This window comes from Cupriavidus sp. 01L415 (assembly GCF_056400065.1).
The window spans coordinates 235,415-260,965 of record NZ_JBFTSP010000001.1; the positions used below are offsets into that span (position 1 = coordinate 235,415).

Here is a 25,551-nt window from a genome sequence, read left to right on the forward strand (position 1 = left end):
ACAATCGCACCATGAAACTCCAGTTCACCAAGATGCATGGCGCCGGCAACGACTTCGTCGTGCTGGACGGCATTCACCAGAAGCTCGACCTCACCGACGCGCAATGGCGCGCGCTGGCCAGCCGGCATTTCGGCGTGGGCGCGGACCAGATCCTGATCGTCGAAAAGTCCACACGCGACGATGTGGACTTCCGCTACCGTATCTTCAATTCGGATGGCGGCGAGGTGGAGCACTGCGGCAACGGCGCCCGCTGCTTCGTGCGATTCGTCACGGACAAGGGCATGACCGACAAGCGCTCGGTGCGCGTGGAAGTGATGAACGGCGTCATCACGCTGACGCTGCAGGATGACGGCCAGGTCACGGTCGACATGGGTGCGCCCGAACTGGAGCCGGCACGCGTGCCGTTCCAGTCCGAGGGCCTGCCGACGCGCACGGAAGGCGACGACACGGTCTACGGCCTGGAAATCAACGGCCGCACCGCCTGGATCTCGGCAGTGTCGATGGGCAATCCGCACGCGGTGCAGGTGGTCGACGATGTGGAACAGTTCCCGGTGCTGCAGGATGGCCCCGTGATCGAGCATCACATGACTTTCCCCCGGCGCGTCAACGCCGGCTTCATGCAGATCGTGGATCGCCGCACGATCCGCCTGCGCGTATTCGAACGTGGCGCGGGTGAAACGCTGGCCTGCGGCACGGGCGCATGCGCGGCCGTGGTGGCCGGCATCCGGCGCGGCCTGCTCGACTCGCCTGTCAAGGTACATACGCACGGCGGCGACCTGACCATCGCCTGGGACGGCACGGGTCAGCCCGTGCAGATGACGGGGCCGGCCACGACGGTCTTCGAAGGCTCCATCGACCTCGCCGCGCTGAATACCTGAATACCCGAATGCCAGCCGAACGGCGCCGCGATTTGACGGTGCCGGCGGCTTGCACGACCATGCAGTCTGGTGTGACCCTCAGATGGAGAGCCCATGACGCTGGACGACTTCCGCATCGCCAACGGCAAGAAATTCAACCTTGCCGACTTTGCCGCCGACAGCAAACCGCTGTCCACCGGCAGCAAGGAATCCGACCTCGCCCGGCTGGCCATTCTCTCGGCCCAGCTCGATGTGCAACAGGACATCTTCTACGCCGAGCACCGCCGCAAGCTGCTGGTCATCCTGCAGGGGATGGATACCAGCGGCAAGGACGGCACGGTGCGCTCGGTCTTCCGCAGTTTCGATCCGTTGGGCATCCGCGTGGTGAGCTTCAAGGCGCCCACCGCGGAGGAGCTTGCGCGGGACTACCTGTGGCGTGTTCACGCACAGGTGCCTCGCGCCGGCGAGATCGCGCTGTTCAATCGCAGCCAGTATGAGGACGTGCTGATCACGCGCGTGCACGGGTGGATCGACGAAGCCGAGTGCGAGCGGCGATACCAGCAGATCCGCGCCTTCGAATCGATGCTGACCGAGACCGGCACGACGATCGTCAAGTGCTTCCTGCACATCTCCAAGGGCGAGCAGAAGGCGCGCCTGGAGGCACGCATCGCCGATCCGGAAAAGCACTGGAAATTCGATCCGCAGGACCTGGCCGAACGCAAGTTCTGGAAGGAATATCAGCAGGCCTACGAGGCCGCCATCGCGGCTACCGCCACGCCGGAATGCCCGTGGTACGTCGTGCCGGCGGATTCCAAAAGCCACCGCAACCTGATGGTGGCGGAGATCCTGGCCTCGGTATTCGATCAGCTCAAGCCGGCCTACCCGCCGCCCAAGCCGGAGCTGGCGAAGCTGGTCGTGGAGTAATTACGATTCGTCGCCTCGGTGTACGTCATGCGTAACGAAAGGCCGCTCCGGACCGGGCATCGCCAGCCACTTCGGATGCCTGAGCGTATCGCGGATGTCTTCCAGCCCGCTGGCCCAGTGTTCGTGCATGGTCAGCGCGCCGAACTGGTAGTCCTTGGCGCTGCCTTCGAACGATTTGTCGCGGTAGATCAGCTGGATCACGTTGCGACGCGCGTCGCAAGCGTGGTCGGCCGCGCGCTGGTACCACGGGTCGTCGCGCTTTGACGGCGGCACCAGCGCCATCAGTTCACTCAACATGCGGCGATAGTTCTGCTGCTCGCGCATATAGTCGGTGATGGCCCGCGTGCGGCTGGAATACTGGATGTCCTTCTGACGCTCGGCCACATCCAGCAGATTGTGCGGCAGCTTGCCGCGCGCGCTCCACAGGTCGACCTGGAAGATCAGCGCATCGCGTCGCGGCTGCGCGGTCAGCACTTCCTGCAACGGCGTGTTCGAGACCAGCCCGCCATCCCAATAGTACTCGCCATCGATCTCGACCGCCGGGAAACCAGGCGGCAACGCGCCCGACGCCATGAAATGCTCAGGCCGCAGCGTCTGGCGGGTATTGTCGAAATAGGCGAAGTTGCCCGTGCGCACGTTGACGGCTCCTACCGAGACGCGCATCTCCCTAGGGTGGTTGATGCGATCGAAATCGGCAAAGCGCTCGAGTGTCGCCTTGAGCGGCGCGGTGTCGTAGTAGCTGGCGCGGGCCGGATCATCGCATCGCGCCCAGAGGTCGGTGATGCCACGCGGCGTGAAAAAGCCGCGCTGGCCTTCGAGCATCGCGCGCGCGGCATTGAAGCTGTCGAACCAGATCCGCATCGGCTCCGGCCACGTGGGGGCCGTCTCCGTCAGCAAATCGACCGGCAGGCCCGGCAGCCAGGGCTGCGCGCAAATGTATTCCCAGAACGCGCGTAGTTGCGCGACGCGGGTTTCGGGTGGGTTGCCGGCGATCACTGCGGCATTGAGCGCGCCGATGGAGATACCGGCGATCCAGTTGGGATGGATGCCGCCTTCGGACAGGCCCTGGTAGACGCCAGCCTGGTAGGCGCCGAGCGCGCCGCCACCCTGCAGCACCAGCGCGCGCACCGCGTAGGCTTCGTGCGCCGGGCCGTCGCCGGGCAGCGCGTCGGGGGCGCAGTGATCGCTCAAGGCGGAACGGCGGGGGCTGGCGCCGGACTTCGTCGATTTGGCTGACTTGGCTGATTTGGCGGGCGTCTCCGGGATCGTCGATCCACCGGGGCGCTTTGCCCGCGCGGGCGTCGCCGTCGATGCAGAATCCTGCGGGGCCGCGCCCTGCTCGCCGAGCTCCCGCCCGATGGCCTCCGCTACCTGCTGCTGCCGCTTGTCCGCCACACCGCGCTCCTAGGTGGGCGCGCCATTGGAGCGCGCCCGGGTTCCCGCCCGTGCTGTCGATGCCCGCCCCGACGGGGCGGTGCCGTCAGACGCCGTACTTCTGACGATAGGCCGCCACGGCGTCGCGAGAGTTCCCGAGGGCCGGGTCCTTCGAGGCATCGAGGTAGGCCAGCAGGTCCTTCAGGCTGGCGATGGAGATCACCGGCACGCCGTACTCGCGCTGCACGTCCTGCACGGCCGAATGCGTGCCGATGTTGTCGGCCGTGCCGCTCTTTTCCATGCGGTCGAGGGCAATCAGCACGGCGGCCGGCTCGGCGCCCGCGGCGCGGATCAGCTGCATCGACTCGCGCACGGAGGTGCCTGCCGAGATCACGTCGTCGACGATCACGACCTTGCCCCGCAGCTTGGCGCCCACCAGCGTGCCACCTTCGCCGTGGTCCTTGGCTTCCTTGCGGTTGTAGGCAAACCCGACATCGCGGCCCAGGCCGGCCAGCGCCACGGCGGTGGCCGACGCCAGCGTGATGCCCTTGTAGGCCGGCCCAAACAGCACGTCGAACTGCACGCCCGAGCCAAGCAGGGTTTTCGCATAGAATTGCGCCACCTGACCCAGCATCGCGCCCTGATTGAACAGGCCGGCGTTGAAGAAGTACGGCGACTTGCGGCCCGCCTTGGTCACGAACTCGCCGAAAGACAGCACACCCGCGTCGAGTGCGAAGCGGATGAAGGTCTGGCTGAGGTCGTCCGGCGTCGTCTGCTGCGTCATCTTTTCTCTCTGAATTCAAAATTTCCCGAGATGTTACGGATTATCAGCGCCAACCTCAACGGCATCCGTTCGGCCTCCAAGAAGGGCTTCTTCGAATGGATGGGCAAGCAGGAAGCGGACATGGTCTGCGTCCAGGAACTCAAGGCCCAGGAAGCCGACATGACCGAGGCGTTCCTCGCGCCACATGGCTACCACGGCTTTTTCCACTATGCCGAGAAAAAGGGCTATAGCGGTGTTGGCCTGTACACCCGGCACAAGCCCGAACGTGTGATCACGGGCTTTGGCAATCCCGAGTTCGACGCCGAGGGCCGCTACGTGGAGGTGCAGTATCCGCACCTCGCGGTGATCTCGGTCTACGTGCCGTCGGGCTCGAGTTCCGAGGAACGCCAGCTCGCCAAGTTCCGCTTCATGGAGGCCTTCCTGCCTCACCTGCTCCAACTGCGGGCCAGCGGGCGCGAGGTCGTGTTGTGCGGTGATGTCAACATCGCACACAAGGAAATCGACATCAAGAACTGGAAGGGCAACCTGAAGAATTCCGGGTTCCTGCCCGAGGAGCGCGCCTGGGTCGGCGAACTCTTCGACCGCCACGGCTACGTGGACGTGTTCCGCAAGCTGGATCCGCGCCCGGAGCAATACACCTGGTGGAGCAATCGCGGCCAGGCGTACGCGAAGAACGTCGGGTGGCGTATCGATTACCACCTGGCCACGGCGACCATCGCCGCCACGGCAAAGGCCTGCTCGATCTACAAGGACGAGAAATTCAGCGACCACGCGCCGCTGTCGATCGACTACGACTTCCCGCTGTGAGTGGAGGCCCCGGCGATCGGGCCGCCCCCCGTGCCCGATCGCCGGAAGCGTTGCCGACCGGCTCCGGACGGCGGTCTGGCCGGCGCCGGACATCGGTCCGGTAGTCTCCCGTAACAGCCGCCTCGCCACTTTCTCGTAAACCCTGCGTGTGGCTGCCAACCTCGCTACAATGCAGGTTCCGCGCCGCCCTGGCGGCGGGGGCTTTTTCGTATTTTCCAGAGTGAGTCCGCCATGGTTTTCAAAGTGTTCGTCGATGGTCAGGAAGGCACCACCGGTCTCCGGCTGCTTGACTATCTCTCGGGTCGCACCGATGTGGAGCTGCTGCGCATTGCCGATGACAAGCGCAAGGACCCGCAAGAGCGAGCACGCTTCCTGAATGCCTCGGACGTGTCGTTCCTCTGCCTGCCGGACGTGGCCTCGCGCGAGGCCGTATCGCTGGTGACCAACCCGAACACCTGCGTGATCGACGCCAGCACGGCATTCCGCACCTCGGACAACTGGGCCTATGGCCTTCCGGAACTGACCCGCGGCCAGCGTGAAAAGGTACGCGCCAGCAAGCGCATCGCGGTGCCGGGCTGCCACGCCAGCGCCTTTGTCCTCGCCGTACGTCCGCTGGTGGAAGCCGGCCTGATGCCGGCCGACTACCCGGTTTCGGCATTCTCGCTGACCGGCTACAGCGGTGGCGGCAAGAAGATGATCGCCGAGTTCGAAGCTGGCGGTAACCCGAAGCTGGAAAGCCCGCGCCCGTATGCGCTGGGCCTGGAACACAAGCACCTGCCCGAAATGCGCGTGCAGGCCGGCCTGTCGCAGGCGCCGATCTTCAACCCGATCGTCGGCAACTTCCTGAAGGGCCTGGCCGTGACCGTGCCGGTATTCCCGGCGCTGCTGTCGCGCAAGGCCGATGCCGAGGCGATCCTGGACATCTATCGCCGGCATTACGAAGGCGAGCAGTTCGTGCGCGTGCATCCGTTCAACAGCGATGCCAACCTGGACGGCGGATTCTTTGACGTGCAGGCCAGCAACGACACCAACCGCGTCGACCTGTTCGTGTTCGGCAACGGCGATCGCATGGACCTGGTGGCACGCCTGGACAACCTCGGCAAGGGCGCGGCCGGTGCGGCCGTGCAATGCATGAACGTCCACCTGGGCGCGGACGAGGCAACTGGCCTGACTGCCTGAGCCCTCCCGTCCCAATGAAAAAGCCGGCGCAAGCCGGCTTTTCTGCTTTCTGGCGATTTACGCGCAAATCCGCGCGGAAATCCGCGAGCCAATCCGCGAACTAGTTGGCCACCGATTCCGCGCGGCAAGCCACGCGGCGATTGGCCGCCCAATCAGCCGCCCGAGGCCTTCACCACCGTGGCCTTGAGCGCCACGCCGATATACGCCGACCCCTTGGCGCAAACGTAGGTCGCGTCGCTGGCGGTCTCGTCATCCTTCCAGTTGCTGTGGATCTCCACCACCGCGTTGCTACCCTCCTGACTGGCGCGCTGCTGCAACTCCTGCACGGCCTGCACGAAGACCGTGGCACACAGGTCGGCATCGGTCGGCATCGCGCTGTCGGGCACCTGGCTGACCGGGCGGCGCACCCGCTTGACGGTCTTGAACGGTTTGGGGTCCGTCGCCCCGTCGAGCCTGTTGAAACCGAACAGCAGCTTCACGTTGGGATTGATGCGGGACTTGGCGTCCGGCGAGGCCAGCGCCTTGTCGATCGGCATCGTCAGCAATTCATCGGCGGCGCTGGCAGCGCCGCTGGCCAGCAGGGCGGCCGCCACCAGGCCGCAACGCAATACTGTCTTCATCTCGGTTCTCCCTGATCAGGCGATGCAATGCCTGGATGAATGCGGCCTGAACGCGGCTTGGACGCCCCGCCCAACCGGGACGCAAGCACCACTTTTTCATCCTACAGGATAGGTCGATAACCGGACCGGATCGCCGTCTTTACTTTTTTAGTGGCCGCTGGCGGTCTTCGTCGCCGGCGTCGACGGGGGCGCCCCCGAGGTTGGCCATGTTGGGCTTGTAGGGCGCGAGCTTCTCCATCGGCATGCTCATGGCCTTGGCATAGAGCGGCATGACCTCGGCCATATGCGCCTCCAGCACGGCGATGCGGCTGCGCCCGGAGGGGTGGGTGGAGGTGAACTCGTCCCCGGCCTGCAGCACGGTCCCCATCTTCTGCCACAGGGTGATGGCCGCGCGCGGATCGTAGCCGGCCCGCGCGGCGATATCCATGCCGATCAGGTCCGCCTCGGTTTCCTCCAGCCGCGAGAACCGCAGGGTCACCAGACGGGCATTGTTGCCAATGTCCGTGTTGCCGAGGTTGCCGAACCCGGTCAGTTGCGACACCACATTGGCCCCGAGGTTGGAGATTTCCGACTGGGCCGCGCGTTGGCGCGCGTGCTCCTCCAGCGCGTGGGCGATCTCGTGGCCCATGACCATGGCCACTTCGTCGTCGGTGAGCTTGAGCTGGTCCAGCAGGCCCGTGTAGATGGCCATCTTGCCGCCGGGCATGCAGAACGCGTTGACCTGCTTCGACCCGATCAGGTTGATTTCCCACGCCCAGCGGCCGGCGCGCGGATTCCACAGGACGGTCTCCGGCAACAGCCGGATGCCGATTTCGCGCAGGCGCTGCACCTGCGGATTGTCGTCGCCGGCCAGCGCATGCTTGGCAATGGCCTCCTGCTTGAGCTGCTCATATTCCCGGGCGGCCTGCTGGTCGATGACCTCCATCGGCACGATCTCGCGCACCTTGGAATAGCGGCGCTCCACGCGCACGCCATCGTCCGGCGCGGCGACCAGGGCCACCTCCTGCGCCATGGCCGGCAGACCAAGGCAGGCCGCCGCCGCGCAGGCCAGCCATGCGGCGGGCAGGCGATACCGGCGGGGGAATGCGGGCGATTCCTCGGACGCGATCAGGGGCACGACAGGGCTCGGCAACGAAGAGTTCGGGGCGGCGCAAACGGTGATGCAATAATACACGGCACCCGTGCAACGGCGACGTCGGGCATTCCCCGTCCCGCGTGCCACCGCACGGCCGCGGCATCCGCCTCATCGCACCGCCATCCATGAATTTTCGCGACTATCTCGACATCTTCCGCAACCGCCGCATCGGCGCCATGCTGACGCTTGGCTTTGCGTCCGGGCTGCCGCTGGCGCTCACTTCAGGCACGCTGCAGGCCTGGATGACCGTCGAGGGCCTCGACATCAAGACCATCGGCTTCTTCTCGCTGGTCGGGCAGGCCTATATCTTCAAGTTCCTGTGGGCGCCGCTGATGGACCGCTTCACGCCGCCGCTGCTCGGCCGCCGGCGCGGCTGGCTGCTGGTGACGCAGCTCGGGCTGGTGGCTAGCATCGCCGCCATGGCGTTCTGTCCGCCGCGGGAGGCGCTCTGGGCACTGGCCGCGCTGGCGACGCTGGTCGCCTTCCTGTCGGCGTCCCAGGACATTGTGTTCGATGCCTACAGCACCGACGTGCTGCGCCCCGCCGAGCGCGGCGCCGGTGCGGCGGTCAAGGTGCTGGGCTACCGCCTGGCAATGCTGGTATCGGGCGGGCTGGCCTTGTACCTGGCCGATCGCGTGCTGGGGTGGCCGCAGATGTACCTGCTGATGGCGGCCTTGATGGCGGTCGGGCTGGTCACGCTGCTCTGGGCCCCCGAACCCGACGCGCCGGCGCGGGCGCCGCGATCGCTGGAAGAGGCGGTGGTCGGCCCGCTGCGCGACTTCTTTGGCCGCCAGGGCGCCTGGTGGCTGTTGCTGCTGATCGTGCTGTACAAGCTGGGCGATGCTTTCGCGGGCAGCCTGTCGACCACGTTCCTGATCCGCGGGCTCGGCTTCGACCCGGGCGAGGTCGGCATCGTCAACAAGACGCTCGGGCTGGCCGCCACCATCATCGGCGCGCTGTTCGGCGGGTCGCTGATGGTGCGCCTGGGGCTGTATCGGTCCCTGATGCTGTTCGGCATCCTGCAGGGGGTGTCGAACCTGGGCTACTGGATCCTGTCCGTCACGCCACCGCACCTGTGGTCGATGGGCGCGACGATCGCCATCGAGAACATCTGCGGCGGCATGGGCACAGCGGCCTTCGTGGCGCTGCTGATGACGCTGTGCAATCGCTCGTTCTCCGCCACGCAATACGCGTTGCTGTCCGCCCTGGCGTCGATCGGCCGCGTGTATGTGGGCCCGACGTCAGGCTACATGGTCGAAGCCTGGGGCTGGGCGCCGTTCTACCTTGGCACGGTCCTCGCCGCCGTGCCCGGCGTGGTGCTTTTGTGGGCGATGCGCGGCACCGTCCACCGCTACGAGGCGCAGGCGCGGGAGCCGGCCGAGGCGGCCGTCGCGCGCCCGGCCTGATCATTCCTTGTAGTAGACGATCTGGTGTGACGTGGCCAGCAGCTCGCCGCTGGCACTCCAGATCTGCGCGCTCTGGTCGAAAAATCCCTGACGGAACACCTGCGCCCGCGCGCTGCCGAGCACGTGGCTGTTGCCCAGCCCGGCCAGCGTGGCCGCATCGGCATGGAAATAGGTGGTCAGGGACACCGTGCCAGCCGGCACGAAACCCGCGCGCTTGAGGAAAATCCGGGGGTAGAACGCGTCGCACCAGGCGGCCACGGCCGCGTAGTCGGGCGTGCGGGCCGGCTCGTCACGGAGCCAGAACTGCGTCAGGCTGTCCGGATGCTCGGTGCCCGGCGACGCGGAGGGCTTGGCGCCACGCACCGCGCGCATGTCGTAGCTGCCCAGCCAACGCACGGGTGCAAAGCCGCCCATGCCAGGCAACGTCTCGGCCGGCGGCACATCGGGCATCACCGCCTCGCCCGTCCCCCATGTTGTGCGACGCACCGCGAACACGGCACTGCCAGTGGTCGTCACCTCGCCGTTCTGGCGCAGTTCCAGGTGCCAGTGCTGGGTCGAACGGTTGGTGCGGGAAGGCCGTGCCTCGATCTCGAAGGGCCCCTCGGCGATCGGCCCGGCAAAGTTGACGGTCAGCGCGCTCGGATCGCCCAGCCGCTCCGGGTGTTGCAGCGCGGCCTGCAGCAGCGTGGCCGCCGTGACGCCGCCAAACGGGCCGATCATGTTCCAGTAGGCTTGGCTCGTGCGGCCCAGGAAGCGGTGCGGGCCGGCGGGCTCCAGCGTCAGGGCATCGTCCAGCGGATGTAGCGTATCCGCCACGATGGCGGTTGCGAGGGGCGCTTGGGTCATGGCAAAAAAGTACGATCGTTCGGTAATTGACGTACGGTATGCCTGCCCTGCCCCGGCGTCAAGCCAGCGGGACTCCAGTCCCGCCAGGCAGACCGGTCAGCCGCGTGCGCGGCGCCCGATCGGCAGCGTCCAGCCCAGCTGGTTGGCAATCACGCCCAGGAGCACCAGCACCATGCCGGCAATTTGCATGGGCGACAGCCGCAGGTCGAAGACAATCACGTCGATGACAATTGCCACCAGCGGGTAGACGAACGACAGCGTGGCGATCGACACCATCGTCAGCCGCTGGAAGGCGCCGTAGAGCAGCGTGTACATGAAGCCGGTGTGGATGAAGCCCAGCGCCAGCAACGCACCCCAGGTCTTCGCGTCGTACGTGCCGACGGCGGGATGCGCCAGCGGCGCCAGCATGACGATGCCGATCACCATCTGCAGCCCCGCAATCTGCCCCGGCGAGATCTCCTTGAGCTTGCGCGTGGCCAGCGTCGTCAGCGCGTACAGCAGCGCCGCCGACAGCGCCAGCCCGATGCCGGCCAGCATGCCGCCCACGGCGCCATGCTCGAGGCCGGTGATCAGCACCACGCCGCCAAAGGCCAGCACCAGCCACGGCAGGCGGCCCAGCGGAAACGGTTCGCGCTGGAACAGCGTACCGAGGATCAGCAGAAAGAACGGTTGCGTGTGATAGACCACCGTCGACACGGAAATGCCGCTGTAGTGGTACGCCGAAAACAGGCAAAGCCAGTTCAGGATCAGCGTCACGCCGCCGAACGCCAGCCAGCCCGCCTGGCGCCGGCTCAGCCGTACCCAACCGCGGCGCAGCGTCAGCATGCCGAGCAGTGCCAGCGCACCGAACACACAGCGGAAGAACACCACGTCCAGCGGCGATTGCCCGCTCGTCACCACAAACCAGCCGATGGTGCCCGAGAGCGCCATCGCGGCAATCATGCGCCACGTGCCGCCAGTTCGCGACGCCGCCTGGCCGGGGGTTCCGCTCACGCCGCGCAAACCCGGTAGACGGCCAGGCTGCCGCGCCAGTTGACGCCCCAGTTCACCGTCACGCCCTCGTGCATGACCACGCGGTCCAGCACGCGCAGGCCGACCTTGGGGGCCAGCGCCTCGAAGTCACTGATCGTCAGCACGCGCACGTTGGGGGTGTTGTACCACTGGTATGGCAACGACTCGGACACCGGCATGCGGCCCCGGAACACCGACAGGCGGTGCGGCCAGTAGCCGAAGTTCGGGAACGAGACGATGCACTCGCGGCCGACGCGCAGCGTATCGCGCAGCACCTGTGCCGTGTTGTGGATGGTCTGCAGCGTCTGCGACAGGATCACGGTATCGAAGCTCTGGTCCTCGAACAGCGCGAGCCCGCCCTCCAGGTTTTGCTGGATCACGTGCACGCCCTTCTGGGCGCAGGCCAGCACCTCTTCGTCGCGGATCTCGATGCCATAGGCCTGGACGTCCAGTTCGTCCTGCAGCACGCGCAGCAGGCTGCCGTCGCCGCAGCCGGCATCCAGCACGGTGGAATTGGGTTCGATCCAGCGCGCGATCGCGCGAAAGTCCGGACGCAGCGCCAGGATGTTGGGATTGGCGGAGGCATTCATGCGCCGATCTCCTCGGCGATGCGGTCGTAGTAGGCGCGCATCAGGTTGTGGTATCGCGGATCTTCCAGCAGGAAGGCGTCATGGCCGTGCGGGGCATCGATCTCGGCATAGGAGACCGGGCGCTTGTTGTCCAGCAGCGCCTTCACCAGCTCGCGGCTGCGGTTGGGGGCAAAGCGCCAGTCCGTGGTGAAGCTCGCCACCAGGAAGCTGGCCTGGGTGTGCGACATCGCGCGGGTCAGGTCGCCACCGTAGGCCAGCGCCGGATCGAAGTAATCCAGCGCCCGTGTGATCAGCAGGTACGTATTGGCGTCGAAGTACTCGGCAAACTTGTCGCCCTGGTAACGCAGGTAGCTCTCCACCTGGAATTCGACGTCGAACGAGAAGCGGATGTCCTCGCTCTTCAGCGACCGGCCGAATTTCTCGGCCATGTCCTCGTCCGACAGGTAGGTGATATGGCCGATCATCCGCGCCACGCGCAGCCCGCGCTTGGGCTTGACGTTGCGCGCGTAGTAATTGCCGCCGTGAAAGTCGGGGTCGGAGAGGATGGCGCTGCGTGCCACCTCGTTGAAGGCGATGTTCTGCGCCGACAGCTTTGGCGTGGAGGCCACCACGATGCAGTGGCGCAGGCGGTCCGGGTACATCAGGCTCCAGGCCAGCGCCTGCATGCCCCCAAGGCTGCCGCCCATCACCGCGGCGAACTGCGTGATGCCAAAGGCGTCGGCCACGCGCGCCTGGGCGTTGACCCAGTCTTCGACGGTCACCACCGGGAACAGCGCGCCGTACGGCTCGCCCGTGGCCGGGTTGGTGCTCATCGGGCCGGTCGACCCGAAGCACGAGCCGAGGTTGTTGACGCCGATGACAAAGAAGCGGTTGGTATCGAGCGGCTTGCCGGGCCCGACCATGTTGTCCCACCAGCCGACGTCGCGCGGATTGTCGGCGGCGATGCCCGCCACATGGTGCGAGGCGTTGAGCGCGTGGCATACCAGCACGGCATTGGAGCGCGCGGCGTTGAGCGTGCCGTAGGTTTCGACCATCAGGTCATAGCCGGCGATCTGGCTGCCATTGCGCAGCTTCAGCGGATCGGCGAAATGCATGCGCTGGGGCGTGACGACGCCGACGGAATCGGTCGGCACATCGAACACGGCAGCGGGAGGAGCGACATCGGTCATGGAACGGGGCCCGTCAGCAAACAGGCATAAAAAAACCCGACTGGCAGTGCGTGTGTTGCATCGCAGCCAAGTCGGGCTTGCGCGGTTTCCCGCGTGTCGGCGCTATCCGTGGACCCTGATCCGCGAGGCACCGACCCAACCTCTTTAGCCGCATTTATATTGGCAGTCGGTGCGGACCCAGGGTCCCTCCGGCTGCCGCGCGCCCGCAAGCCAGTCATCAAATCGGCGCGACGCGCAGATTATAGAGCAATCCGCGCGATGCGTATCGCATACGATGCTCGCCCTGCCGGATAAGGCACGCGTGCGGTGGAGGCGGGCAGAAACGACAACCGGGCCCTGAGGCCCGGCTGGTGTTCGTGGTGCGGCGGCTTTCAGCCCAGCAGGACGCGCAGCTGGGTGTCGATGGTTTCGCTCGGCGCCTTGCGGAAACCGCTCTTCACATACCGGTGCCAATGCCCCTGGACCGTCGCCGTGATCAGCGTCACGCGCACGGGAATATCGACATCGGGCGGAAAAGCCGCCTGCGTGACCGCCACCTTCAGGCACTGCCGCAACGACGCCTCGATGCGGTCCACCATCTGGTTGATGCGCTCCTGCAAACGCTCGTGCTCGCCCACCAGCGCCTCGCCGGTCAGCACGCGCGTCATGCCGGGGTTCTTCTCGGCAAACGACAACAGCATGCGTACGATGGCCTGCGCCTGGCGCAGGCCGTGCTCTTCCTGCGTGGTGATCTGGTTGATCAGGCCGAAAACGGTTTGCTCGATAAAGCCGATCAGGCCCTCGAACATCTGCGCCTTGCTGGCGAAGTGCCGGTACAGCGCGGCTTCCGAGACCGACAGCCGGGCGGCCAGCGCCGCCGTGGTGATTTTTTCCCCGCGGGGATGCTCCAGCATGCCTGCCAGTGTCTGCAGGATCTGGATGCGGCGCTCGCCCGGACGGGGGCGTTTGCGCGCAGGGACGTCCGGCTCGAGGGCGCCCGTTGGCGCCTCTGGCTGGCGTGCGATGGTTTGCGTCATGACCCGATTCTCCGCATTCGTCGTAGGAGTTGATGCATCGATTGTACTTTTATGTCCACATAGCCCGGGCAATTCACCACGCGCGCCCGTACGCGCGGGGCCTGGTCGGGCTGCGATTGCGGCGCCAGTTTCGCGCCGCCACCGGCTGCCGGCGGATCCTGGCTTTCCGCCGCCACCAGCGTAACCGAGTGCTCCTGTGCCGCATGACCCACGCCCTGGCGATCCTCGGCAGCCAGCGTCGAGCGCATCGCCGCGTCTCCGGTGGCGCCGGGGACGGCGGCATCGACCGGAGCCGGCGCCGCGTGCGGCCGTGAGGGCGCCAGCGTGCGGAGGTACCCCGTCACCCAAGCGGTGCGGATGCCCGTGCCCGCATAGTGCTTCAGATGCGACAGCGTGTCTTCCACCAGCACCGCGCGGTGTGGCGCCACTCCGGTGCGTGCCAGCAGGCGCCGCAGCATGCGGCGGTCCGGCTTGGGCCGCAGGTGGCCATGCACCCACATATCCTCGATGGCGACCACGCGCTCGAAACACCGGTCGATGCCGGCAATGGCCATCACGGACCGCGCGTACTGGCGCGGCGCGTTGGTGACCAGGATCTTGCGCCCGGGCAGCCGGCGCAGCGCCGCCACCAGGCCACGGCGCACGCGCACCATGTCGGCCAGCTCGGGGAAGTCATGCGCCGCGCGCAGGAAGTCCGCCGGATCGACATCGTGGTGCCGGATCATGCCGAGCAGCGTGGCGCCGTAGCGCTGCCAGTAGTCCACGCGGATGCGGCTGGCTGTGGCGTCGTCGCTGCCGATCACGCGCGCCACGTAGGCGGTCATCAGCCGATTGATGGCCGGGAAGATCGCGTGCGAGGCGTCGTGCAGCGTGTTGTCGAGATCGAACAGCCAGACCGTATCGCCCGACGTATCGCCGGCGGGACGCCTCACCAGCGGATGCCGGGGCCGTTGCCCCGATGGGCGCGCGCGAAGACCGCGGCGCGAGGTAGGTTGTCGGAGAAACACGCCGGCTGCTGGGGAATTCAAATGGGGGAAGTGACCGGCGGAGCGGCGGGCCGAAGCATCCGGCGCCGCCCCGCGCTGGTCCGCTCAGTGCGAGCGGATCATCGTGCCGAAGGCCTGCTCGGTCAGGATTTCCAGCAGCAACGAATGCTCGATGCGGCCGTCGACGATGTGGACCGAGTTGACGCCGCTCTTGGCGGCGTCCAGTGCCGACGAGATCTTCGGCAGCATGCCGCCGGAAATGGTGCCGTCGGCAAACAGTTCCTCGATCTCGCGGGCGGACAGGTCGGTCAGCAGGTTGCCCTTCTTGTCCATCACGCCCGGGATGTTGGTCATCATGACCAGCTTCTCGGCCTTCAGGATCTCGGCCATCTTGCCGGCGACCACGTCCGCGTTGATGTTGTAGGCCTGGCCATCGTCCGAGAAACCGATCGGCGAGATCACCGGGATGAAGGCGTCGTCCTGCAGCGCCTTGACCACGGCCGGGTTGATCGCCTCGATGTCGCCCACATAGCCGATGTCGATGAAGGCGCCCGGGTTTTCGCGGTCGGGCATCTGCAGGCGCTTGGCGCGGATCAGGCCGCCGTCCTTGCCCGTCAGGCCCACGGCCTGGCCGCCGTACTGGTTGATCAGCATGACGATGTCCTGCTGGACTTCGCCGCCGAGCACCCACTCGACCACTTCCATGGTCTCTTCGTCCGTGACACGCATGCCCTGGATGAACGTGCCGACCTTGCCGACCTTCTTCAGGGCTTCATCGATCTGCGGGCCGCCGCCGTGCACGACCACCGGGTTCATGCCGACCAGCTTCAGCAGGATCACGTCGCGCGCAAAGCCGTGCTTGAGCTTTTCTTCCGTCATCGCATTGCCGCCGTACTTGACCACGATGGTCTTGCCGTGGAACTTGCGGATATAGGGAAGCGCTTCGGCGAGGATCTCGGCCTTGAGGGCGGGGGCAATGGCCGCTACCGAGGTGGTGGCAGGCCCGGGGGTGTCGGCGTTCATGGCAAGGGACATCCGTGTGATTCAACAGGTATCATGGCGAATCCGTCCGCCTGGCAGGCGTTGACGGGCGAGGCCGGTGTTGCGCCGGGAACCGTCGGGAGCAAAGGCGCCCTGGGGGGATCTCCCGAATGTGCGCCAACCGGCCACGGCAGGCGCCGATTTTACAAGAAACCGCAGGGCGCGCGAGGGAAGCGGGTTGGCGATGTCATCTGGACTCTGATCGCGCCGTACGTGTGTCCATATCGCGCCACAGTGATTGCCGCAGTGAGTGGCAGTTTGCGCGGCACAACGATCGTTCGCAAAGCCCGCCCCGGACCACAAGACCCGAAGGGCCTCACGACATGAGCCTCGATCCCGCTGAACTCCAGACCGTGCGGCCCTACCTGCTGCGTTTTGCCCACCTGCAGCTGCGCGACGAGGCGCTGGCCGAGGACACCGTTTCCGAGACGCTGCTGGCCGCGCTGGAGCATCCAGAGCGTTTTGCAGGCCAGTCGACGCTGCGCACCTATCTGGTCGGCATTCTCAAGCACAAGATCATCGATATCCTGCGCAGCGGCAAGCGCGAGGTGCGGCTGACGCTCACCGCCGACGACGGCGAGTCGCAGTCCGAGCAGGATGCCTTCGACGCGCTGTTTGCGCGCAATGGCCACTACCAACACCCGCCATCCGACTGGGGCGACCCGCACAGCACATTCGAGCGACGGGAATTCTTCGAGATCCTGCAGGTCTGCGTCGACCGCTTGCCGCCCAAGGCCGGCCGGATTTTCATGATGCGGGAATGGCTGGAACTGGAGACGGAAGAAATCTGTCAGGATCTGCAGATCAGCGCGACCAATGCCTGGGTCATGCTGTACCGCGCCCGCATGCGACTGCGCGAATGCCTGGAGGTGAACTGGTTCGGGCAGCGTGGCGGTGACGCCACAAAACCCGTGGCCCGCTGAAACTCCGCTGAAACGCCACTGAAACACCGCCGAAATTCCGCTGAAAGGCACAGGCCCGACAGCATCGACCCCGAAGCCAACTCGCCCCAACACCAAAGCGCACCTGCCCACAGCCCATGTCCGAGCCCCGTCCTTCCCGCCGCTTCATGCCGAACTGTGAAGATGTACATCACCTGACCATGAAGGGCATGGACCGTCCGCTGTCGTGGATCGAGCGATTGCGCGTGCGCAGCCATCTGGCCATCTGCGAGGCCTGCACCAATTTCAGCGGTCAGATGCGGACAATGCGCGAGGCGATGCGCCGGCTGGGGCAGGACGAGGGCGGCGCCGACCAGCCATGACCGATCCGTCGACGATCCAGACGGGTCAGCTTCGCCCCGTCGAACATTGCAGCCGCTGCGGCGCCTCGTTCGTGTGCGGCTATGTGGCTGGGCTACGGGAATGCTGGTGCGCCAGCCAGCCCTTGTTGCCCGCCCGCCAGATCGTGGCGGGGCAGCACTGTCTCTGCCCGAACTGCCTGAAACAGCGACAGGACGCGGGCGCGTCCTGAAAAATTCCGCACGACGAATGACAAAACCGAAGTCATCCGGTTTAACATTCGTCACATGAATGATCTACGCGGAATCGACCTCAATTTGCTGGTGGTGCTGGAAGCACTGCTGGCCGAACGCCACATCTCGCGCGCCGCACTGCGGCTGCAGCTGAGCCAGCCAGCCGTCAGCCATTCGCTGGCACGGCTGCGACAACTCCTCGACGATCCCGTGCTGGTGCGCGGCCAGGGTGGCCTGGTGCTGACGCCACGCGCCCACGAATTGGCCAGCCCGCTGGCGGAGGCGCTGGCGCAGGTGCGCATCCTGCTGGGCCCCACGGGCTTCCAGCCGTCCACCGCGCGACGCACGTTCAAGCTGGCGATGTCGGACTACGGGACGCTGGTGGTGCTGCCGCGGCTGCTGCGCGCCGTTCGCAAGGCCGCGCCCAATATCGACCTGGTGGTCACGCAGTCCAGCCGCGAGACCATGACCGCGCAGGTGGCGGACGGGGAAATCGACATCGCGCTCGGTGCCTTCAGCTACCAGCCCGATGGCGTGCGCACGGATATCCTGTTCGACGATGACTTTGCCTGCGCCGTGGACGCCGCGACGGTACGCGACACCGGCCGGCTTGACCATGTGGCCTACCTGGCGCGGTCCCACGTGCTGGTGACGGCGGCCAGCGAGCGCGGCGAGGTGGTGGACGCCACCGTGGCCCGCCTGGGCGGCCGGCGCAAGATTGCCTGCACGGTCCCGCACTGGAGCGTGGCGCCCGGACTGATCGTGGGGACGAACATGGTGCTGACCGCTGCGCGGCGCAGCCTGCAGGCGCTGGCCGATCCGCGCCTGGCGATATTCGAGGCGCCGTTCGCGATTCCCGGCTTCACCTACAGCATGATCTGGCCCGAGCGGGCCGAGGCCGATCCCGGCCACACCTGGCTGCGCGAGCGGATGCTGCAGGCCGCCGCCGCGCCGGAGGCCGAGGAGGCCATCAGCCTGCGCGGCTGACCCTGCGCGCGCTGTCGCCTCGCGCCGTGATCTCGTGATCAGTGCTTGTGATCGCCGTGAGCGCCGGCAGCACCGGATGCGGCCGCCGGCGCGGCGGCGGTCAGGTCGCGGACCTCGGCCTTGACCTGCTGCTCGATCACCTTGCCGTTCTGCTCAATCTTCAGCGTGATGGGCACCGTGTCCCCGGCCTTGAGCTGGGACTTCAGGCCCATCAGCATCACGTGATAGCCGCCCGGCTTGAGTTCCACGTTCTGCATCTTCGGCAGGTCCAGAGACGGAACCTGACGCATCCGCATCACGTTGTTTTCCATCTTCATCTCATGCAGTTCGGCCGTGGCCACCGGCGAGGACACGCCGACCAGCTTGGCCGTGTCGTGCGCATGAAGGGTCATGAACGCGCCGGATGCGGTCTGCGCCGGCACGGTGCCACGCACCCAGGCGTTGCTGACGTCCACCTGCGCCATGGCATGCGCGCTGCCCAGCAGGCCGCCCAGGGCCAGGGTGACGATCGTGGCGGCGCGGGCCGCGCGGAAGTTGGCTTGCATCTTGGAGGTCTCCACGAGTCTGCTAGAAAAGTGCGGTCATTAGACCATGCCGGCCAGGGCGAGGCCCGGGACAGCGCAACCGCGTAGTCTGGCAGCGCCCGCCGCGCGCCAGAATGCGGCACGGTGTCGCACGCGTGGGGTCGGTGCGGTGGCATTGCTACACTCGCGGCATGGAAGCCACCATCGCCATGTCCACTGTCCACCACTCCGCCCCCGCCAGCTTTCCCGGCACGGCGCCCCAGCGCCACAGCCTGGTCAGCCTGCGCCGCCTGTGCTGGCTGCGCTGGGCGCTGCTGGCCGGGCAGGCAACGTTGCTGGTGTCGTGCGAATCCATCGCCGGCATCATCCTGCCCTACAAGCCGCTGCTGTTCCTGTTCGTGTTGCAGACGATATTCAATCTGCTCACGGTGGCGCGGTTGCGGTGGCACGCCACACGCAATACCGCGCCCGCGGACGCCGAACTGATGGGCCAGATGATGGTGGACCTGACCGCCCTGTCCGCGATCCTGTTCTACACCGGGGGCGCGACCAACCCGTTTGTGTCGTTCTACCTGCCGGGGCTGGCGATTGCCGCCGCCATCCTGCCGTGGCGGCTGGTCTCCGTGCTCGCGCTGTACGCGCTGGCCTGCTATTCGCTGCTGTTGCTCGAATACGTCCCGCTGAACCTGCACAACCCGGACAACGCGGTGAACTACCACCTGGCCGGGATGTGGCTGAACTTCATGGCCAGCGCGGTGATGATCGCGTTCTTCGTCGCGCGCCTGTCCGGCGTGCTGCGCCAGCGCGACGCGCAACTCAACCAGGCGCGCGAGCAGCTGCTGCGCGAAGCGCGAGTGGAAGCGCTGAACGACCAGGCTGCGGCCGTGGCCCACGAGATCGGCACGCCGCTGGCCACGCTGGCCGTCATTGCCGGCGAGCTGCGCGCCGATGCCGCCGATGGCCGGCGCGGCGCCACGCCGGTGGCGGACTACCTGTCGGACCTGCGCACGATGGAACAGCAACTGGAGTTGTGCCGGTCGATCCTTGCGCGGCTGCGCGAGGATCACGAGACGCTGGCGCCGCAGCCGGTCGACGCGTGGCTCGCGCCGTTCGTCGAACGCTGGCAACTGCGCCACCCGCAGGCCAGCCTGCAATCGTGCGTCACGCCGGAAGCGGCGACGCAACCCACCGATACCGCCCGCGTGAGCCAGATCCTCACGATCCTGCTCGATAACGCCGCGCGCAGCCAGCGATCGGCGGGGCAGGCGACGCGCCAGGGACCGCCGCTGCGGCTGGACATCGCGCTCGAAGGCGCATCGCTGTGCTGCCGCGTGACCGATCATGGCGGCGGCATCCCGCCCGCGCTGCGTGCACGACTGGGTGAAGCGCCCGTGGTCAGCGCGCATGGCGGCCAGGGCATCGGACTCTATCTCGCGCAAAGCGCGGCACGCCAGCTCGGCGGCAACCTCGCCTGGCATGATCACCCCGACGGTGGCACCGTGGCCGAACTGCGGCTGCCACTTCCGGGCGCGACTCGCGCAGCCGATCGCGCGCTCGCGCCCCAACCCGACTTCCAACCGTGATGACCGACGCCTCCGCGCCTACCGACGCCACCCCTTTCCTTGTGATCGATGACGACGAGGTGTTCTCCGGCACGCTGGCCCGTGCGCTGACGCGGCGCGGCTATGCGGTGCAGGTGGCGCACAACGGCAGTACGGCGCTCGCGCTGGCGGCGCGCACGTCGTTTGCGTATGTCACGCTCGATCTCCATCTGGGGCCCCCGGCGGAATCGGGCGGCACCGCGCCGGCCGAATCGGGCCTGCATCTGGTGGCACCGCTGCGCGCGGCGCTGCCGGACGCGCGCATCCTGGTGCTCACAGGCTATGCGAGCATCGCCACGGCCGTGGCGGCGGTCAAGCAGGGGGCGGACGAATACCTGGCCAAGCCGGCCAATGTCGATTCGATCCTGACGGCACTGATGGCGGGGATTTCGGAAGATGCGGCGGAAGCCGCGCTTGAGGAACCGGTGCCGCTATCCGTGGCACGGCTCGAGTGGGAGCACATCCAGCGCGTGCTCACGGAGCACGGCGGCAATATCTCGGCCACGGCGCGGGCGCTCAACATGCATCGGCGCACATTGCAGCGCAAGCTGGGCAAGCGGCCGGTGTCGCGCTAGGCCCCTCGCTTGCAGGCGCCGTCGCTTACAGGCGCAGTTGCACGTAGTCCCAGCCGAGGTCGTCCACGGACGCATTGTCCGAAGCATCGGCCATGCGCACGGCATCGCTGGCGTGACGGTCGACCAGCGTGACCATTGCGCCCGATGCCATCGCCACGGCGGCCACGGCGGCCGCGCCATCGTGCGCGGCCTGGCGCTCCGGCTGATCGGCCTTCGCCGAAGTCGTGATCGGCAGCGACGCCGCGACGGCAGGCGCTACCGCGGGCCGCAGACACAGGAACACGGTGGCGGCGGTGATTCCGGCCACGACACTCGCCGTGGCAATCGCCACCCGGCGCTTTCGCACCTGGTTGCGTTTGAAAAAGGGGGTACGCGAGGTATTGCGCGACATGGCTGACTCCCGGCAGGTATTTGAGGTGGATGCGGTGGCTCCCGCCCCGGTCCCAGTTGACCGACAAGGTGCGCAAGGGTCTCATTCGCCCCGGGTGCCGCGCCAGTGTGCTTACCAATGCTTACCAACCTTACTGGTGAGAGCCAAGCCGATACGCACGGATAACCGCGCTGCGTCGCGTGCCCCGATGTGACCGGCGCAGCGCGCTGCGGCACCAGGTCGCACAGCCATGCGGCGGATTGACGCTAGACTGGCGCGCGATTTCAATTTCCTTACCGACTTCCGAATCCCGATCCATCATGACCCTGCGCCTGCGCCCTGCTCTCGCCCCCCTGTTCGCCACCTTCGCCGGTGTTGCCTGCCTGGCGGCGGCGGCCTGGTCGCCCAGCGCATCGGCGCATATCGTGTTCGAGCAGAAGCAGGCCGCGGCCGGCAGCTATTTCAAGGGCGTGCTACTGGTGGGCCACGGCTGCAACGGCAGCGCGACGCGCGCCATCACGGTCACCATCCCGGACGGCGTGCAAGGCGCCCATCCGCAGCCGAAGGCGGGCTGGCAAGTCGAGGTTCGCCGCGAGAAGCTGGCCAAGCCGTACGCGTCGCACGGCAAGACCGTCGAGGAAGACGTCCGCACGCTGCGCTGGTTCGGCGGCACGCTGGCCGACGCGCACTTCGATGAATTCCGGATGCTGATGAAACTGCCGGAGCAAGGCGGCAAGCTGTATTTCCCGGTGCTGCAGGAATGCGAGAACGGCAAGAGCGAGTGGACGCAGGTTCCTGCCGCCGGGCAAAACCCGCGTGAGCTGAAGTCGCCCGCTCCGGCGCTCGAAGTAGTCGCGCCCGAAGGCGCACAGGGCGGCCACGCCGGCCACGTGCACTGAGGCACTGAACGCAAGACAAAAAAAGAGCCGGACAGATGTCCGGCTCTTATTCTTTGCGCGTGATCGCGCGCGTCAGCGAGTTAGAGAACGTAGCGCGACAGGTCCTCATTGCCGGCCAGATCGCCCAGCCGCTCGTCGACATACTTGGCATCGATCGTCACCGTCTCGCCCGACGACTTCGTCGCGTGGAACGACAGGTCTTCCAGCAGGCGCTCCATCACCGTGTACAGGCGGCGCGCGCCGATGTTCTCGACCTTCTCGTTCACCGAGAACGCAATCTCCGCCAGCCGGCGGATACCATCCGGCGCGAACAGCAGCTCCACCTCTTCCGTCTTCAGCAGTGCCTGGTATTGCTTGGTCAGGCTCGCATCGGTCTGCGTGAGGATGGCCTCGAAGTCCTGCACGGACAGCGATTCCAGCTCGACGCGGATCGGGAAGCGGCCCTGCAGTTCGGGAATCAGGTCGCTCGGCTTGGAAAGATGGAACGCGCCCGACGCGATGAACAGGATGTGGTCGGTCCGGATCATGCCGTACTTGGTGCTCACCGTCGTGCCTTCCACCAGCGGCAGCAGGTCGCGCTGCACACCCTGGCGCGACACCTCGCCACCGCCGATCTCGCTGCGGCTGGCGATCTTGTCGATCTCGTCCAGAAACACGATGCCGTTCTGCTCCACGTTGGCGATGGCCTTGTGCTTGAGCTCCTCTTCATTGACGAGCTTGGCCGCCTCTTCGTCGATCAGCAGCTTGAACGCTTCCTTCACCTTCAGCTTGCGGCGATGTTTCTTGCCCTGGCCCAGGCCGGCGAACATCGTGCGGATCTGCTCGGTCATGTCTTCCATGCCCGGCGGACCCATGATGTCCATGCTCGGCAGGCCGGCGGCCACTTCGAGCTCGATGTCCTTGTCGTCGAGCTGGCCTTCGCGCAGCTTCTTGCGGAAGACCTGGCGCGTGTTGGAATCCTTGTCCTCGGTCTGTGCAAAGCCGATGTCGCGCGGCGGCGGCAGCAACACATCCAGCAGGCGGTCCTCGGCGGCTTCCTCGGCCTTGGTGCGCACCTTCTTCATTTCGGATTCGCGCGTCTGCTTGATGGCCATTTCGGCCAGGTCGCGCACGATCGTGTCGACGTCGCGGCCCACGTAGCCCACTTCCGTGAACTTGGTGGCCTCGATCTTGATGAACGGCGCGTCGGCCAGCTTGGCCAGCCGGCGGGCGATCTCCGTCTTGCCGACGCCGGTCGGTCCGATCATCAGGATGTTCTTGGGCGTGATTTCCTGGCGCAGGGGGTCGGCCACCTGCTGGCGACGCCAGCGGTTGCGCAGCGCCACGGCCACGGCCTTCTTGGCCTTGTTCTGGCCGATGATGTGCTTGTCGAGTTCGGAAACGATTTCCGACGGGGTCATGGTTTGCGACATGGTATCCGTTCAGTGCGCCGGACCGATGGGTCCGGTCGGAATCGGGAGCGGCCGCGCAACGCTGGTGCGCGGCCCGCGATGCGACGCTTATTCCAGCGTCTCGATAACGAAATTGGTGTTCGTGTAGATGCAGAGCTCGCCGGCGATGGTCAGGGCCTTTTCGACCACGTACTTCGGCGCCAGTTCGGTGTTCTCGATCAGCGCCTTGGCCGCCGACTGCGCGTAGGCGCCGCCCGACCCGATCGCCGCGATGCCGCCCTCGGGGTCCAGCACGTCGCCGTTGCCGGTGATGACCAGCGTGGTGTCGCGGTCGGCCGTGATCAGCATCGCCTCCAGGCGGCGCAGCGCGCGATCCGATCGCCAGTCCTTGGCCAGGTCCACCGCGGCGCGGGTCAGGTTGCCCTGGTACTTCTCGAGCTTGGCTTCAAAGCGGTCCAGCAGCGAGAAGGCATCGGCCGTGCTGCCGGCAAACCCGACCAGCACCTTGCCGTTGTAGATGCGCCGCACCTTGCGGGCCGTACCCTTCATCACGATATTGCCGAGAGTGACCTGGCCGTCACCGCCCAGCGCGACCTGGTTGCCGCGGCGAACGCTGACGATGGTAGTGCCGTGATACTGTTCCATGGTGCCTTCTGTCGTGTGTGTCAGGTCGGTAGGTGGCGCCACCCGCCCCGCTTTCAAGTGCCATTTCAGCAGCGGATTTCGTGCGGGTTTCAGTGCGCGATTCCATCCGGGAATGCAACGGCCAGTCCGGCCCGTTTCCTCCCCGCCGCCGGCCGGCGTGTCTCCCCAATATAGGAGACGCGCGCCGCCCATCGTGCCAATGCAAAAAGGCCACGCATCGCTGCGTGGCCTTTCGTCCATCTGGTGCCGGCGCAATGGCCGGTCAGGTGGTCATCAGTCGGCGTACACACCCGCCTTCTTGATCACCGGCGTCCACTTGTTGATTTCGGCGGTCAGGAACGTGCGCAGCGAGTCCGGCGTGGCGCGCTGGGCCGGCACGGCCTCCGCACCCAGTTCGGCCATCTTGGCACGGAAGGTCGGGTCTGCCACCGCCTTTTGCAGCGCAGCCGACAGCTTGTCGATCACCGGCTTCGGCGTGCCCTTCGGCGCGTACATGGCGTGCCAGATCTTCACTTCCACACCCGGCAGGCCCTGCTCGGCGGCGGTCGGGATGTCCTTGAACGCTTCCACGCGGCGCGACTGCATCGCGGCGTACGGCTTCAACGCGTTGGCCTTCAGCTGGCCGGCGATGTTGGTGGTCTGATCGCAGATCAGGTTCACCTGGCCGCCGAGGATATCGGTCAGCGCCGGCGCCGTGCCCTTGTACGGCACGGTGGTCAGTTCGGTCTGGATGGCGCTCTGGAACAGCAGTCCGCAGAGGTGCGAAGCCGAGCCGATCCCGGCGTTGGCCAGCGACAGCTTGCTGGCGTTGGCCTTGATATAAGGCACCAGGTCCTTGAAGTTGGCCGGCGGCAGTTGCTTGTTGCCCACCAGCACCATCGGTACGTCGGCCACTTCGCCGATCATCTCGAAATCCTTCAGCGGATCGAAGCCCAGGTTGCGGTACAGCGCCGGGGCCGTGGACATGCCGATGTGGTGGATCAGGATGGTGTAGCCATCGCCCTTGGCCTGCGCCACTTTCTTGGCGCCGATGGTGCCGCCGGCACCGCCCAGGTTCTCGATCACGATCGTCGTGCCCAGATGCTTGGACATGACCATCGTCAGCTCACGCGCCACCTTGTCGGTCGGGCCACCCGCGGCAAACGGCACCACCGCCTGCACCGGCTTGTTGCCCGGATATTCCTGCGCCTGCGCCCCGGTGAAAGCACCCACGCCTGCAACAGCCAGCGCGGCCGCAATGTTCATTGCAACTCGTTTCATCTCTGTCTCTCCTGAATACCCTATGCCCCGTTCCTGCGCCGCAGCTGCCGCCGGAGGCGCGCCGCGTGCGGGCGCTCCGG

The 25,551-nt window shown here is 66.5% G+C and carries 28 protein-coding genes; 12 read left to right on the top strand and 16 right to left on the bottom strand.

Annotation, left to right across the window (positions count from 1 at the left end):
• Positions 1-11: 11 nt before the first annotated feature.
• Both dapF and AC1DOX_RS01075 read left to right on the top strand, forming a co-directional pair.
• Positions 12-878 carry a diaminopimelate epimerase gene (dapF, locus tag AC1DOX_RS01070; protein ID WP_441618633.1) on the top strand — a complete coding sequence of 289 codons (867 nt, stop codon included), beginning with the start codon at positions 12-14 and terminating at the stop codon, positions 876-878.
• Between the two features lie 93 nt (positions 879-971).
• Positions 972-1,781, top strand: coding sequence for a polyphosphate kinase 2 family protein (locus AC1DOX_RS01075; RefSeq protein WP_441618631.1), 810 nt, complete (start codon positions 972-974; stop codon positions 1,779-1,781).
• Here the strand turns inward: AC1DOX_RS01075 and AC1DOX_RS01080 are convergent, their stop codons facing one another.
• Both AC1DOX_RS01080 and pyrE read right to left on the bottom strand, forming a co-directional pair.
• A complete protein-coding gene (locus AC1DOX_RS01080; RefSeq protein WP_441618778.1) occupies positions 1,782-3,140 on the bottom strand; it encodes a DUF3734 domain-containing protein in 1,359 nt (452 codons plus the stop codon).
• A 121-nt stretch (positions 3,141-3,261) separates the two neighbouring features.
• Positions 3,262-3,939, bottom strand: coding sequence for an orotate phosphoribosyltransferase (gene pyrE / locus AC1DOX_RS01085; protein ID WP_441618629.1), 678 nt, complete (start codon positions 3,937-3,939; stop codon positions 3,262-3,264).
• Positions 3,940-3,969: 30 nt separating this feature from the next.
• Between pyrE and AC1DOX_RS01090 the strand changes: the two genes are divergently transcribed.
• Positions 3,970-4,746 (top strand): exodeoxyribonuclease III, encoded by a 777-nt coding sequence (locus AC1DOX_RS01090; protein ID WP_441618627.1) that lies wholly within the window; start codon positions 3,970-3,972, stop codon positions 4,744-4,746.
• A 231-nt stretch (positions 4,747-4,977) separates the two neighbouring features.
• A complete protein-coding gene (argC, locus tag AC1DOX_RS01095) occupies positions 4,978-5,925 on the top strand; it encodes an N-acetyl-gamma-glutamyl-phosphate reductase (RefSeq protein ID WP_441618625.1) in 948 nt (315 codons plus the stop codon).
• A gap of 152 nt (positions 5,926-6,077) precedes the next feature.
• Here the strand turns inward: argC and AC1DOX_RS01100 are convergent, their stop codons facing one another.
• Both AC1DOX_RS01100 and AC1DOX_RS01105 read right to left on the bottom strand, forming a co-directional pair.
• Complete coding sequence (locus AC1DOX_RS01100) at positions 6,078-6,545, bottom strand: excinuclease ATPase (protein ID WP_441618623.1); 468 nt, start codon at positions 6,543-6,545, stop codon at positions 6,078-6,080.
• A gap of 139 nt (positions 6,546-6,684) precedes the next feature.
• Positions 6,685-7,557 carry a M48 family metallopeptidase gene (locus tag AC1DOX_RS01105; protein WP_092136607.1) on the bottom strand — a complete coding sequence of 291 codons (873 nt, stop codon included), beginning with the start codon at positions 7,555-7,557 and terminating at the stop codon, positions 6,685-6,687.
• A gap of 248 nt (positions 7,558-7,805) precedes the next feature.
• Here AC1DOX_RS01105 and AC1DOX_RS01110 point away from each other — a divergent pair, with 248 nt between their 5' ends.
• Positions 7,806-9,086 (top strand): muropeptide transporter, encoded by a 1,281-nt coding sequence (locus AC1DOX_RS01110; RefSeq protein WP_441618621.1) that lies wholly within the window; start codon positions 7,806-7,808, stop codon positions 9,084-9,086.
• Here the strand turns inward: AC1DOX_RS01110 and AC1DOX_RS01115 are convergent, their stop codons facing one another.
• The 7 genes from AC1DOX_RS01115 to argB all read right to left on the bottom strand — a co-directional run bounded on the left by AC1DOX_RS01115 (position 9,087) and on the right by argB (position 15,727).
• Positions 9,087-9,932 carry an acyl-CoA thioesterase gene (locus tag AC1DOX_RS01115; protein ID WP_441618619.1) on the bottom strand — a complete coding sequence of 282 codons (846 nt, stop codon included), beginning with the start codon at positions 9,930-9,932 and terminating at the stop codon, positions 9,087-9,089.
• Between the two features lie 96 nt (positions 9,933-10,028).
• On the bottom strand, positions 10,029-10,874 hold the full coding sequence (locus AC1DOX_RS01120) for a DMT family transporter (protein WP_441618775.1): 846 nt from the start codon (positions 10,872-10,874) through the stop codon (positions 10,029-10,031).
• A 47-nt stretch (positions 10,875-10,921) separates the two neighbouring features.
• On the bottom strand, positions 10,922-11,533 hold the full coding sequence (gene metW, locus AC1DOX_RS01125) for a methionine biosynthesis protein MetW (RefSeq protein ID WP_092135596.1): 612 nt from the start codon (positions 11,531-11,533) through the stop codon (positions 10,922-10,924).
• Positions 11,530-12,702, bottom strand: a complete 1,173-nt coding sequence (metX, locus tag AC1DOX_RS01130; RefSeq protein ID WP_441618617.1) for a homoserine O-succinyltransferase MetX — start codon at positions 12,700-12,702, stop codon at positions 11,530-11,532. Before metX ends, metW begins: the two co-directional genes overlap by 4 nt.
• 371 nt (positions 12,703-13,073) lie before the next feature.
• Positions 13,074-13,718, bottom strand: a complete 645-nt coding sequence (gene slmA, locus AC1DOX_RS01135) for a nucleoid occlusion factor SlmA (RefSeq protein ID WP_092135593.1) — start codon at positions 13,716-13,718, stop codon at positions 13,074-13,076.
• Positions 13,715-14,725: a pyrimidine 5'-nucleotidase gene (locus tag AC1DOX_RS01140; protein ID WP_441618614.1), complete on the bottom strand. Its 1,011-nt coding sequence runs from the start codon at positions 14,723-14,725 to the stop codon at positions 13,715-13,717. Before AC1DOX_RS01140 ends, slmA begins: the two co-directional genes overlap by 4 nt.
• 84 nt (positions 14,726-14,809) lie before the next feature.
• Positions 14,810-15,727 (bottom strand): acetylglutamate kinase, encoded by a 918-nt coding sequence (gene argB, locus AC1DOX_RS01145; RefSeq protein WP_092135590.1) that lies wholly within the window; start codon positions 15,725-15,727, stop codon positions 14,810-14,812.
• Positions 15,728-16,068: 341 nt separating this feature from the next.
• On the opposite strand from argB, the gene AC1DOX_RS01150 reads away from it, so the two are divergent.
• The 4 genes from AC1DOX_RS01150 to AC1DOX_RS01165 all read left to right on the top strand — a co-directional run bounded on the left by AC1DOX_RS01150 (position 16,069) and on the right by AC1DOX_RS01165 (position 18,206).
• Positions 16,069-16,668: a sigma-70 family RNA polymerase sigma factor gene (locus AC1DOX_RS01150; RefSeq protein WP_441618612.1), complete on the top strand. Its 600-nt coding sequence runs from the start codon at positions 16,069-16,071 to the stop codon at positions 16,666-16,668.
• Positions 16,669-16,784: 116 nt separating this feature from the next.
• Positions 16,785-17,009, top strand: coding sequence for a zf-HC2 domain-containing protein (locus tag AC1DOX_RS01155; protein ID WP_441618610.1), 225 nt, complete (start codon positions 16,785-16,787; stop codon positions 17,007-17,009).
• A complete protein-coding gene (locus AC1DOX_RS01160; protein ID WP_441618608.1) occupies positions 17,006-17,218 on the top strand; it encodes a cysteine-rich CWC family protein in 213 nt (70 codons plus the stop codon). Before AC1DOX_RS01155 ends, AC1DOX_RS01160 begins: the two co-directional genes overlap by 4 nt.
• 55 nt (positions 17,219-17,273) lie before the next feature.
• The gene (locus AC1DOX_RS01165) at positions 17,274-18,206 is read left to right on the top strand and encodes a LysR family transcriptional regulator (RefSeq protein WP_441618606.1); all 933 of its coding nucleotides are present in this window, start codon (positions 17,274-17,276) and stop codon (positions 18,204-18,206) included.
• Positions 18,207-18,244: 38 nt separating this feature from the next.
• On the opposite strand, the gene AC1DOX_RS01170 is transcribed toward AC1DOX_RS01165, so the two are convergent.
• Complete coding sequence (locus tag AC1DOX_RS01170) at positions 18,245-18,751, bottom strand: copper chaperone PCu(A)C (RefSeq protein ID WP_441618604.1); 507 nt, start codon at positions 18,749-18,751, stop codon at positions 18,245-18,247.
• Between the two features lie 188 nt (positions 18,752-18,939).
• Here AC1DOX_RS01170 and AC1DOX_RS01175 point away from each other — a divergent pair, with 188 nt between their 5' ends.
• Together AC1DOX_RS01175 and AC1DOX_RS01180 are read left to right on the top strand one after the other, a co-directional pair.
• Positions 18,940-20,313 carry an ATP-binding protein gene (locus tag AC1DOX_RS01175; protein ID WP_441618602.1) on the top strand — a complete coding sequence of 458 codons (1,374 nt, stop codon included), beginning with the start codon at positions 18,940-18,942 and terminating at the stop codon, positions 20,311-20,313.
• Positions 20,313-20,906, top strand: coding sequence for a response regulator transcription factor (locus tag AC1DOX_RS01180; protein WP_092135580.1), 594 nt, complete (start codon positions 20,313-20,315; stop codon positions 20,904-20,906). Before AC1DOX_RS01175 ends, AC1DOX_RS01180 begins: the two co-directional genes overlap by 1 nt.
• A 25-nt stretch (positions 20,907-20,931) precedes the next feature.
• Here the strand turns inward: AC1DOX_RS01180 and AC1DOX_RS01185 are convergent, their stop codons facing one another.
• Positions 20,932-21,297 carry a hypothetical protein gene (locus AC1DOX_RS01185; protein WP_092135578.1) on the bottom strand — a complete coding sequence of 122 codons (366 nt, stop codon included), beginning with the start codon at positions 21,295-21,297 and terminating at the stop codon, positions 20,932-20,934.
• Positions 21,298-21,596: 299 nt separating this feature from the next.
• Here AC1DOX_RS01185 and AC1DOX_RS01190 point away from each other — a divergent pair, with 299 nt between their 5' ends.
• Positions 21,597-22,175 carry a YcnI family copper-binding membrane protein gene (locus AC1DOX_RS01190; RefSeq protein ID WP_441618598.1) on the top strand — a complete coding sequence of 193 codons (579 nt, stop codon included), beginning with the start codon at positions 21,597-21,599 and terminating at the stop codon, positions 22,173-22,175.
• Between the two features lie 80 nt (positions 22,176-22,255).
• On the opposite strand, the gene hslU is transcribed toward AC1DOX_RS01190, so the two are convergent.
• From hslU to AC1DOX_RS01205, 3 genes are all read right to left on the bottom strand, one after another.
• Positions 22,256-23,587, bottom strand: a complete 1,332-nt coding sequence (gene hslU, locus AC1DOX_RS01195; protein WP_092135575.1) for an ATP-dependent protease ATPase subunit HslU — start codon at positions 23,585-23,587, stop codon at positions 22,256-22,258.
• 87 nt (positions 23,588-23,674) lie between these two features.
• The gene (hslV, locus tag AC1DOX_RS01200) at positions 23,675-24,211 is read right to left on the bottom strand and encodes an ATP-dependent protease subunit HslV (RefSeq protein ID WP_477113982.1); all 537 of its coding nucleotides are present in this window, start codon (positions 24,209-24,211) and stop codon (positions 23,675-23,677) included.
• A 273-nt stretch (positions 24,212-24,484) separates the two neighbouring features.
• On the bottom strand, positions 24,485-25,471 hold the full coding sequence (locus tag AC1DOX_RS01205; RefSeq protein ID WP_441618595.1) for a tripartite tricarboxylate transporter substrate-binding protein: 987 nt from the start codon (positions 25,469-25,471) through the stop codon (positions 24,485-24,487).
• Positions 25,472-25,551: the final 80 nt, after the last annotated feature.

Excerpts from the sequence above, each read along its gene's own strand:
- AC1DOX_RS01155 (WP_441618610.1), top strand. The coding sequence starts at position 16,785 with ATGTCCGAGCCCCGTCCTTCCCGCCGCTTCATGCCGAACTGTGAAGAT.
- argB (WP_092135590.1), bottom strand. The coding sequence starts at position 15,727 with ATGAACGCCGACACCCCCGGGCCTGCCACCACCTCGGTAGCGGCCATT.
- AC1DOX_RS01120 (WP_441618775.1), bottom strand. The coding sequence starts at position 10,874 with ATGATTGCCGCGATGGCGCTCTCGGGCACCATCGGCTGGTTTGTGGTG.
- AC1DOX_RS01205 (WP_441618595.1), bottom strand. The coding sequence starts at position 25,471 with ATGAAACGAGTTGCAATGAACATTGCGGCCGCGCTGGCTGTTGCAGGC.
- pyrE (WP_441618629.1), bottom strand. The coding sequence starts at position 3,939 with ATGACGCAGCAGACGACGCCGGACGACCTCAGCCAGACCTTCATCCGC.
- AC1DOX_RS01075 (WP_441618631.1), top strand. The coding sequence starts at position 972 with ATGACGCTGGACGACTTCCGCATCGCCAACGGCAAGAAATTCAACCTT.
- hslU (WP_092135575.1), bottom strand. The coding sequence starts at position 23,587 with ATGTCGCAAACCATGACCCCGTCGGAAATCGTTTCCGAACTCGACAAG.
- slmA (WP_092135593.1), bottom strand. The coding sequence starts at position 13,718 with ATGACGCAAACCATCGCACGCCAGCCAGAGGCGCCAACGGGCGCCCTC.
- argC (WP_441618625.1), top strand. The coding sequence starts at position 4,978 with ATGGTTTTCAAAGTGTTCGTCGATGGTCAGGAAGGCACCACCGGTCTC.
- metW (WP_092135596.1), bottom strand. The coding sequence starts at position 11,533 with ATGAATGCCTCCGCCAATCCCAACATCCTGGCGCTGCGTCCGGACTTT.
- AC1DOX_RS01115 (WP_441618619.1), bottom strand. The coding sequence starts at position 9,932 with ATGACCCAAGCGCCCCTCGCAACCGCCATCGTGGCGGATACGCTACAT.
- metX (WP_441618617.1), bottom strand. The coding sequence starts at position 12,702 with ATGACCGATGTCGCTCCTCCCGCTGCCGTGTTCGATGTGCCGACCGAT.
- AC1DOX_RS01090 (WP_441618627.1), top strand. The coding sequence starts at position 3,970 with ATGTTACGGATTATCAGCGCCAACCTCAACGGCATCCGTTCGGCCTCC.
- AC1DOX_RS01105 (WP_092136607.1), bottom strand. The coding sequence starts at position 7,557 with ATGGCGCAGGAGGTGGCCCTGGTCGCCGCGCCGGACGATGGCGTGCGC.
- dapF (WP_441618633.1), top strand. The coding sequence starts at position 12 with ATGAAACTCCAGTTCACCAAGATGCATGGCGCCGGCAACGACTTCGTC.
- AC1DOX_RS01175 (WP_441618602.1), top strand. The coding sequence starts at position 18,940 with ATGTCCACTGTCCACCACTCCGCCCCCGCCAGCTTTCCCGGCACGGCG.
- hslV (WP_477113982.1), bottom strand. The coding sequence starts at position 24,211 with ATGGAACAGTATCACGGCACTACCATCGTCAGCGTTCGCCGCGGCAAC.
- AC1DOX_RS01100 (WP_441618623.1), bottom strand. The coding sequence starts at position 6,545 with ATGAAGACAGTATTGCGTTGCGGCCTGGTGGCGGCCGCCCTGCTGGCC.
- AC1DOX_RS01110 (WP_441618621.1), top strand. The coding sequence starts at position 7,806 with ATGAATTTTCGCGACTATCTCGACATCTTCCGCAACCGCCGCATCGGC.
- AC1DOX_RS01165 (WP_441618606.1), top strand. The coding sequence starts at position 17,274 with ATGAATGATCTACGCGGAATCGACCTCAATTTGCTGGTGGTGCTGGAA.
- AC1DOX_RS01160 (WP_441618608.1), top strand. The coding sequence starts at position 17,006 with ATGACCGATCCGTCGACGATCCAGACGGGTCAGCTTCGCCCCGTCGAA.
- AC1DOX_RS01170 (WP_441618604.1), bottom strand. The coding sequence starts at position 18,751 with ATGCAAGCCAACTTCCGCGCGGCCCGCGCCGCCACGATCGTCACCCTG.
- AC1DOX_RS01190 (WP_441618598.1), top strand. The coding sequence starts at position 21,597 with ATGACCCTGCGCCTGCGCCCTGCTCTCGCCCCCCTGTTCGCCACCTTC.
- AC1DOX_RS01185 (WP_092135578.1), bottom strand. The coding sequence starts at position 21,297 with ATGTCGCGCAATACCTCGCGTACCCCCTTTTTCAAACGCAACCAGGTG.
- AC1DOX_RS01150 (WP_441618612.1), top strand. The coding sequence starts at position 16,069 with ATGAGCCTCGATCCCGCTGAACTCCAGACCGTGCGGCCCTACCTGCTG.
- AC1DOX_RS01180 (WP_092135580.1), top strand. The coding sequence starts at position 20,313 with ATGACCGACGCCTCCGCGCCTACCGACGCCACCCCTTTCCTTGTGATC.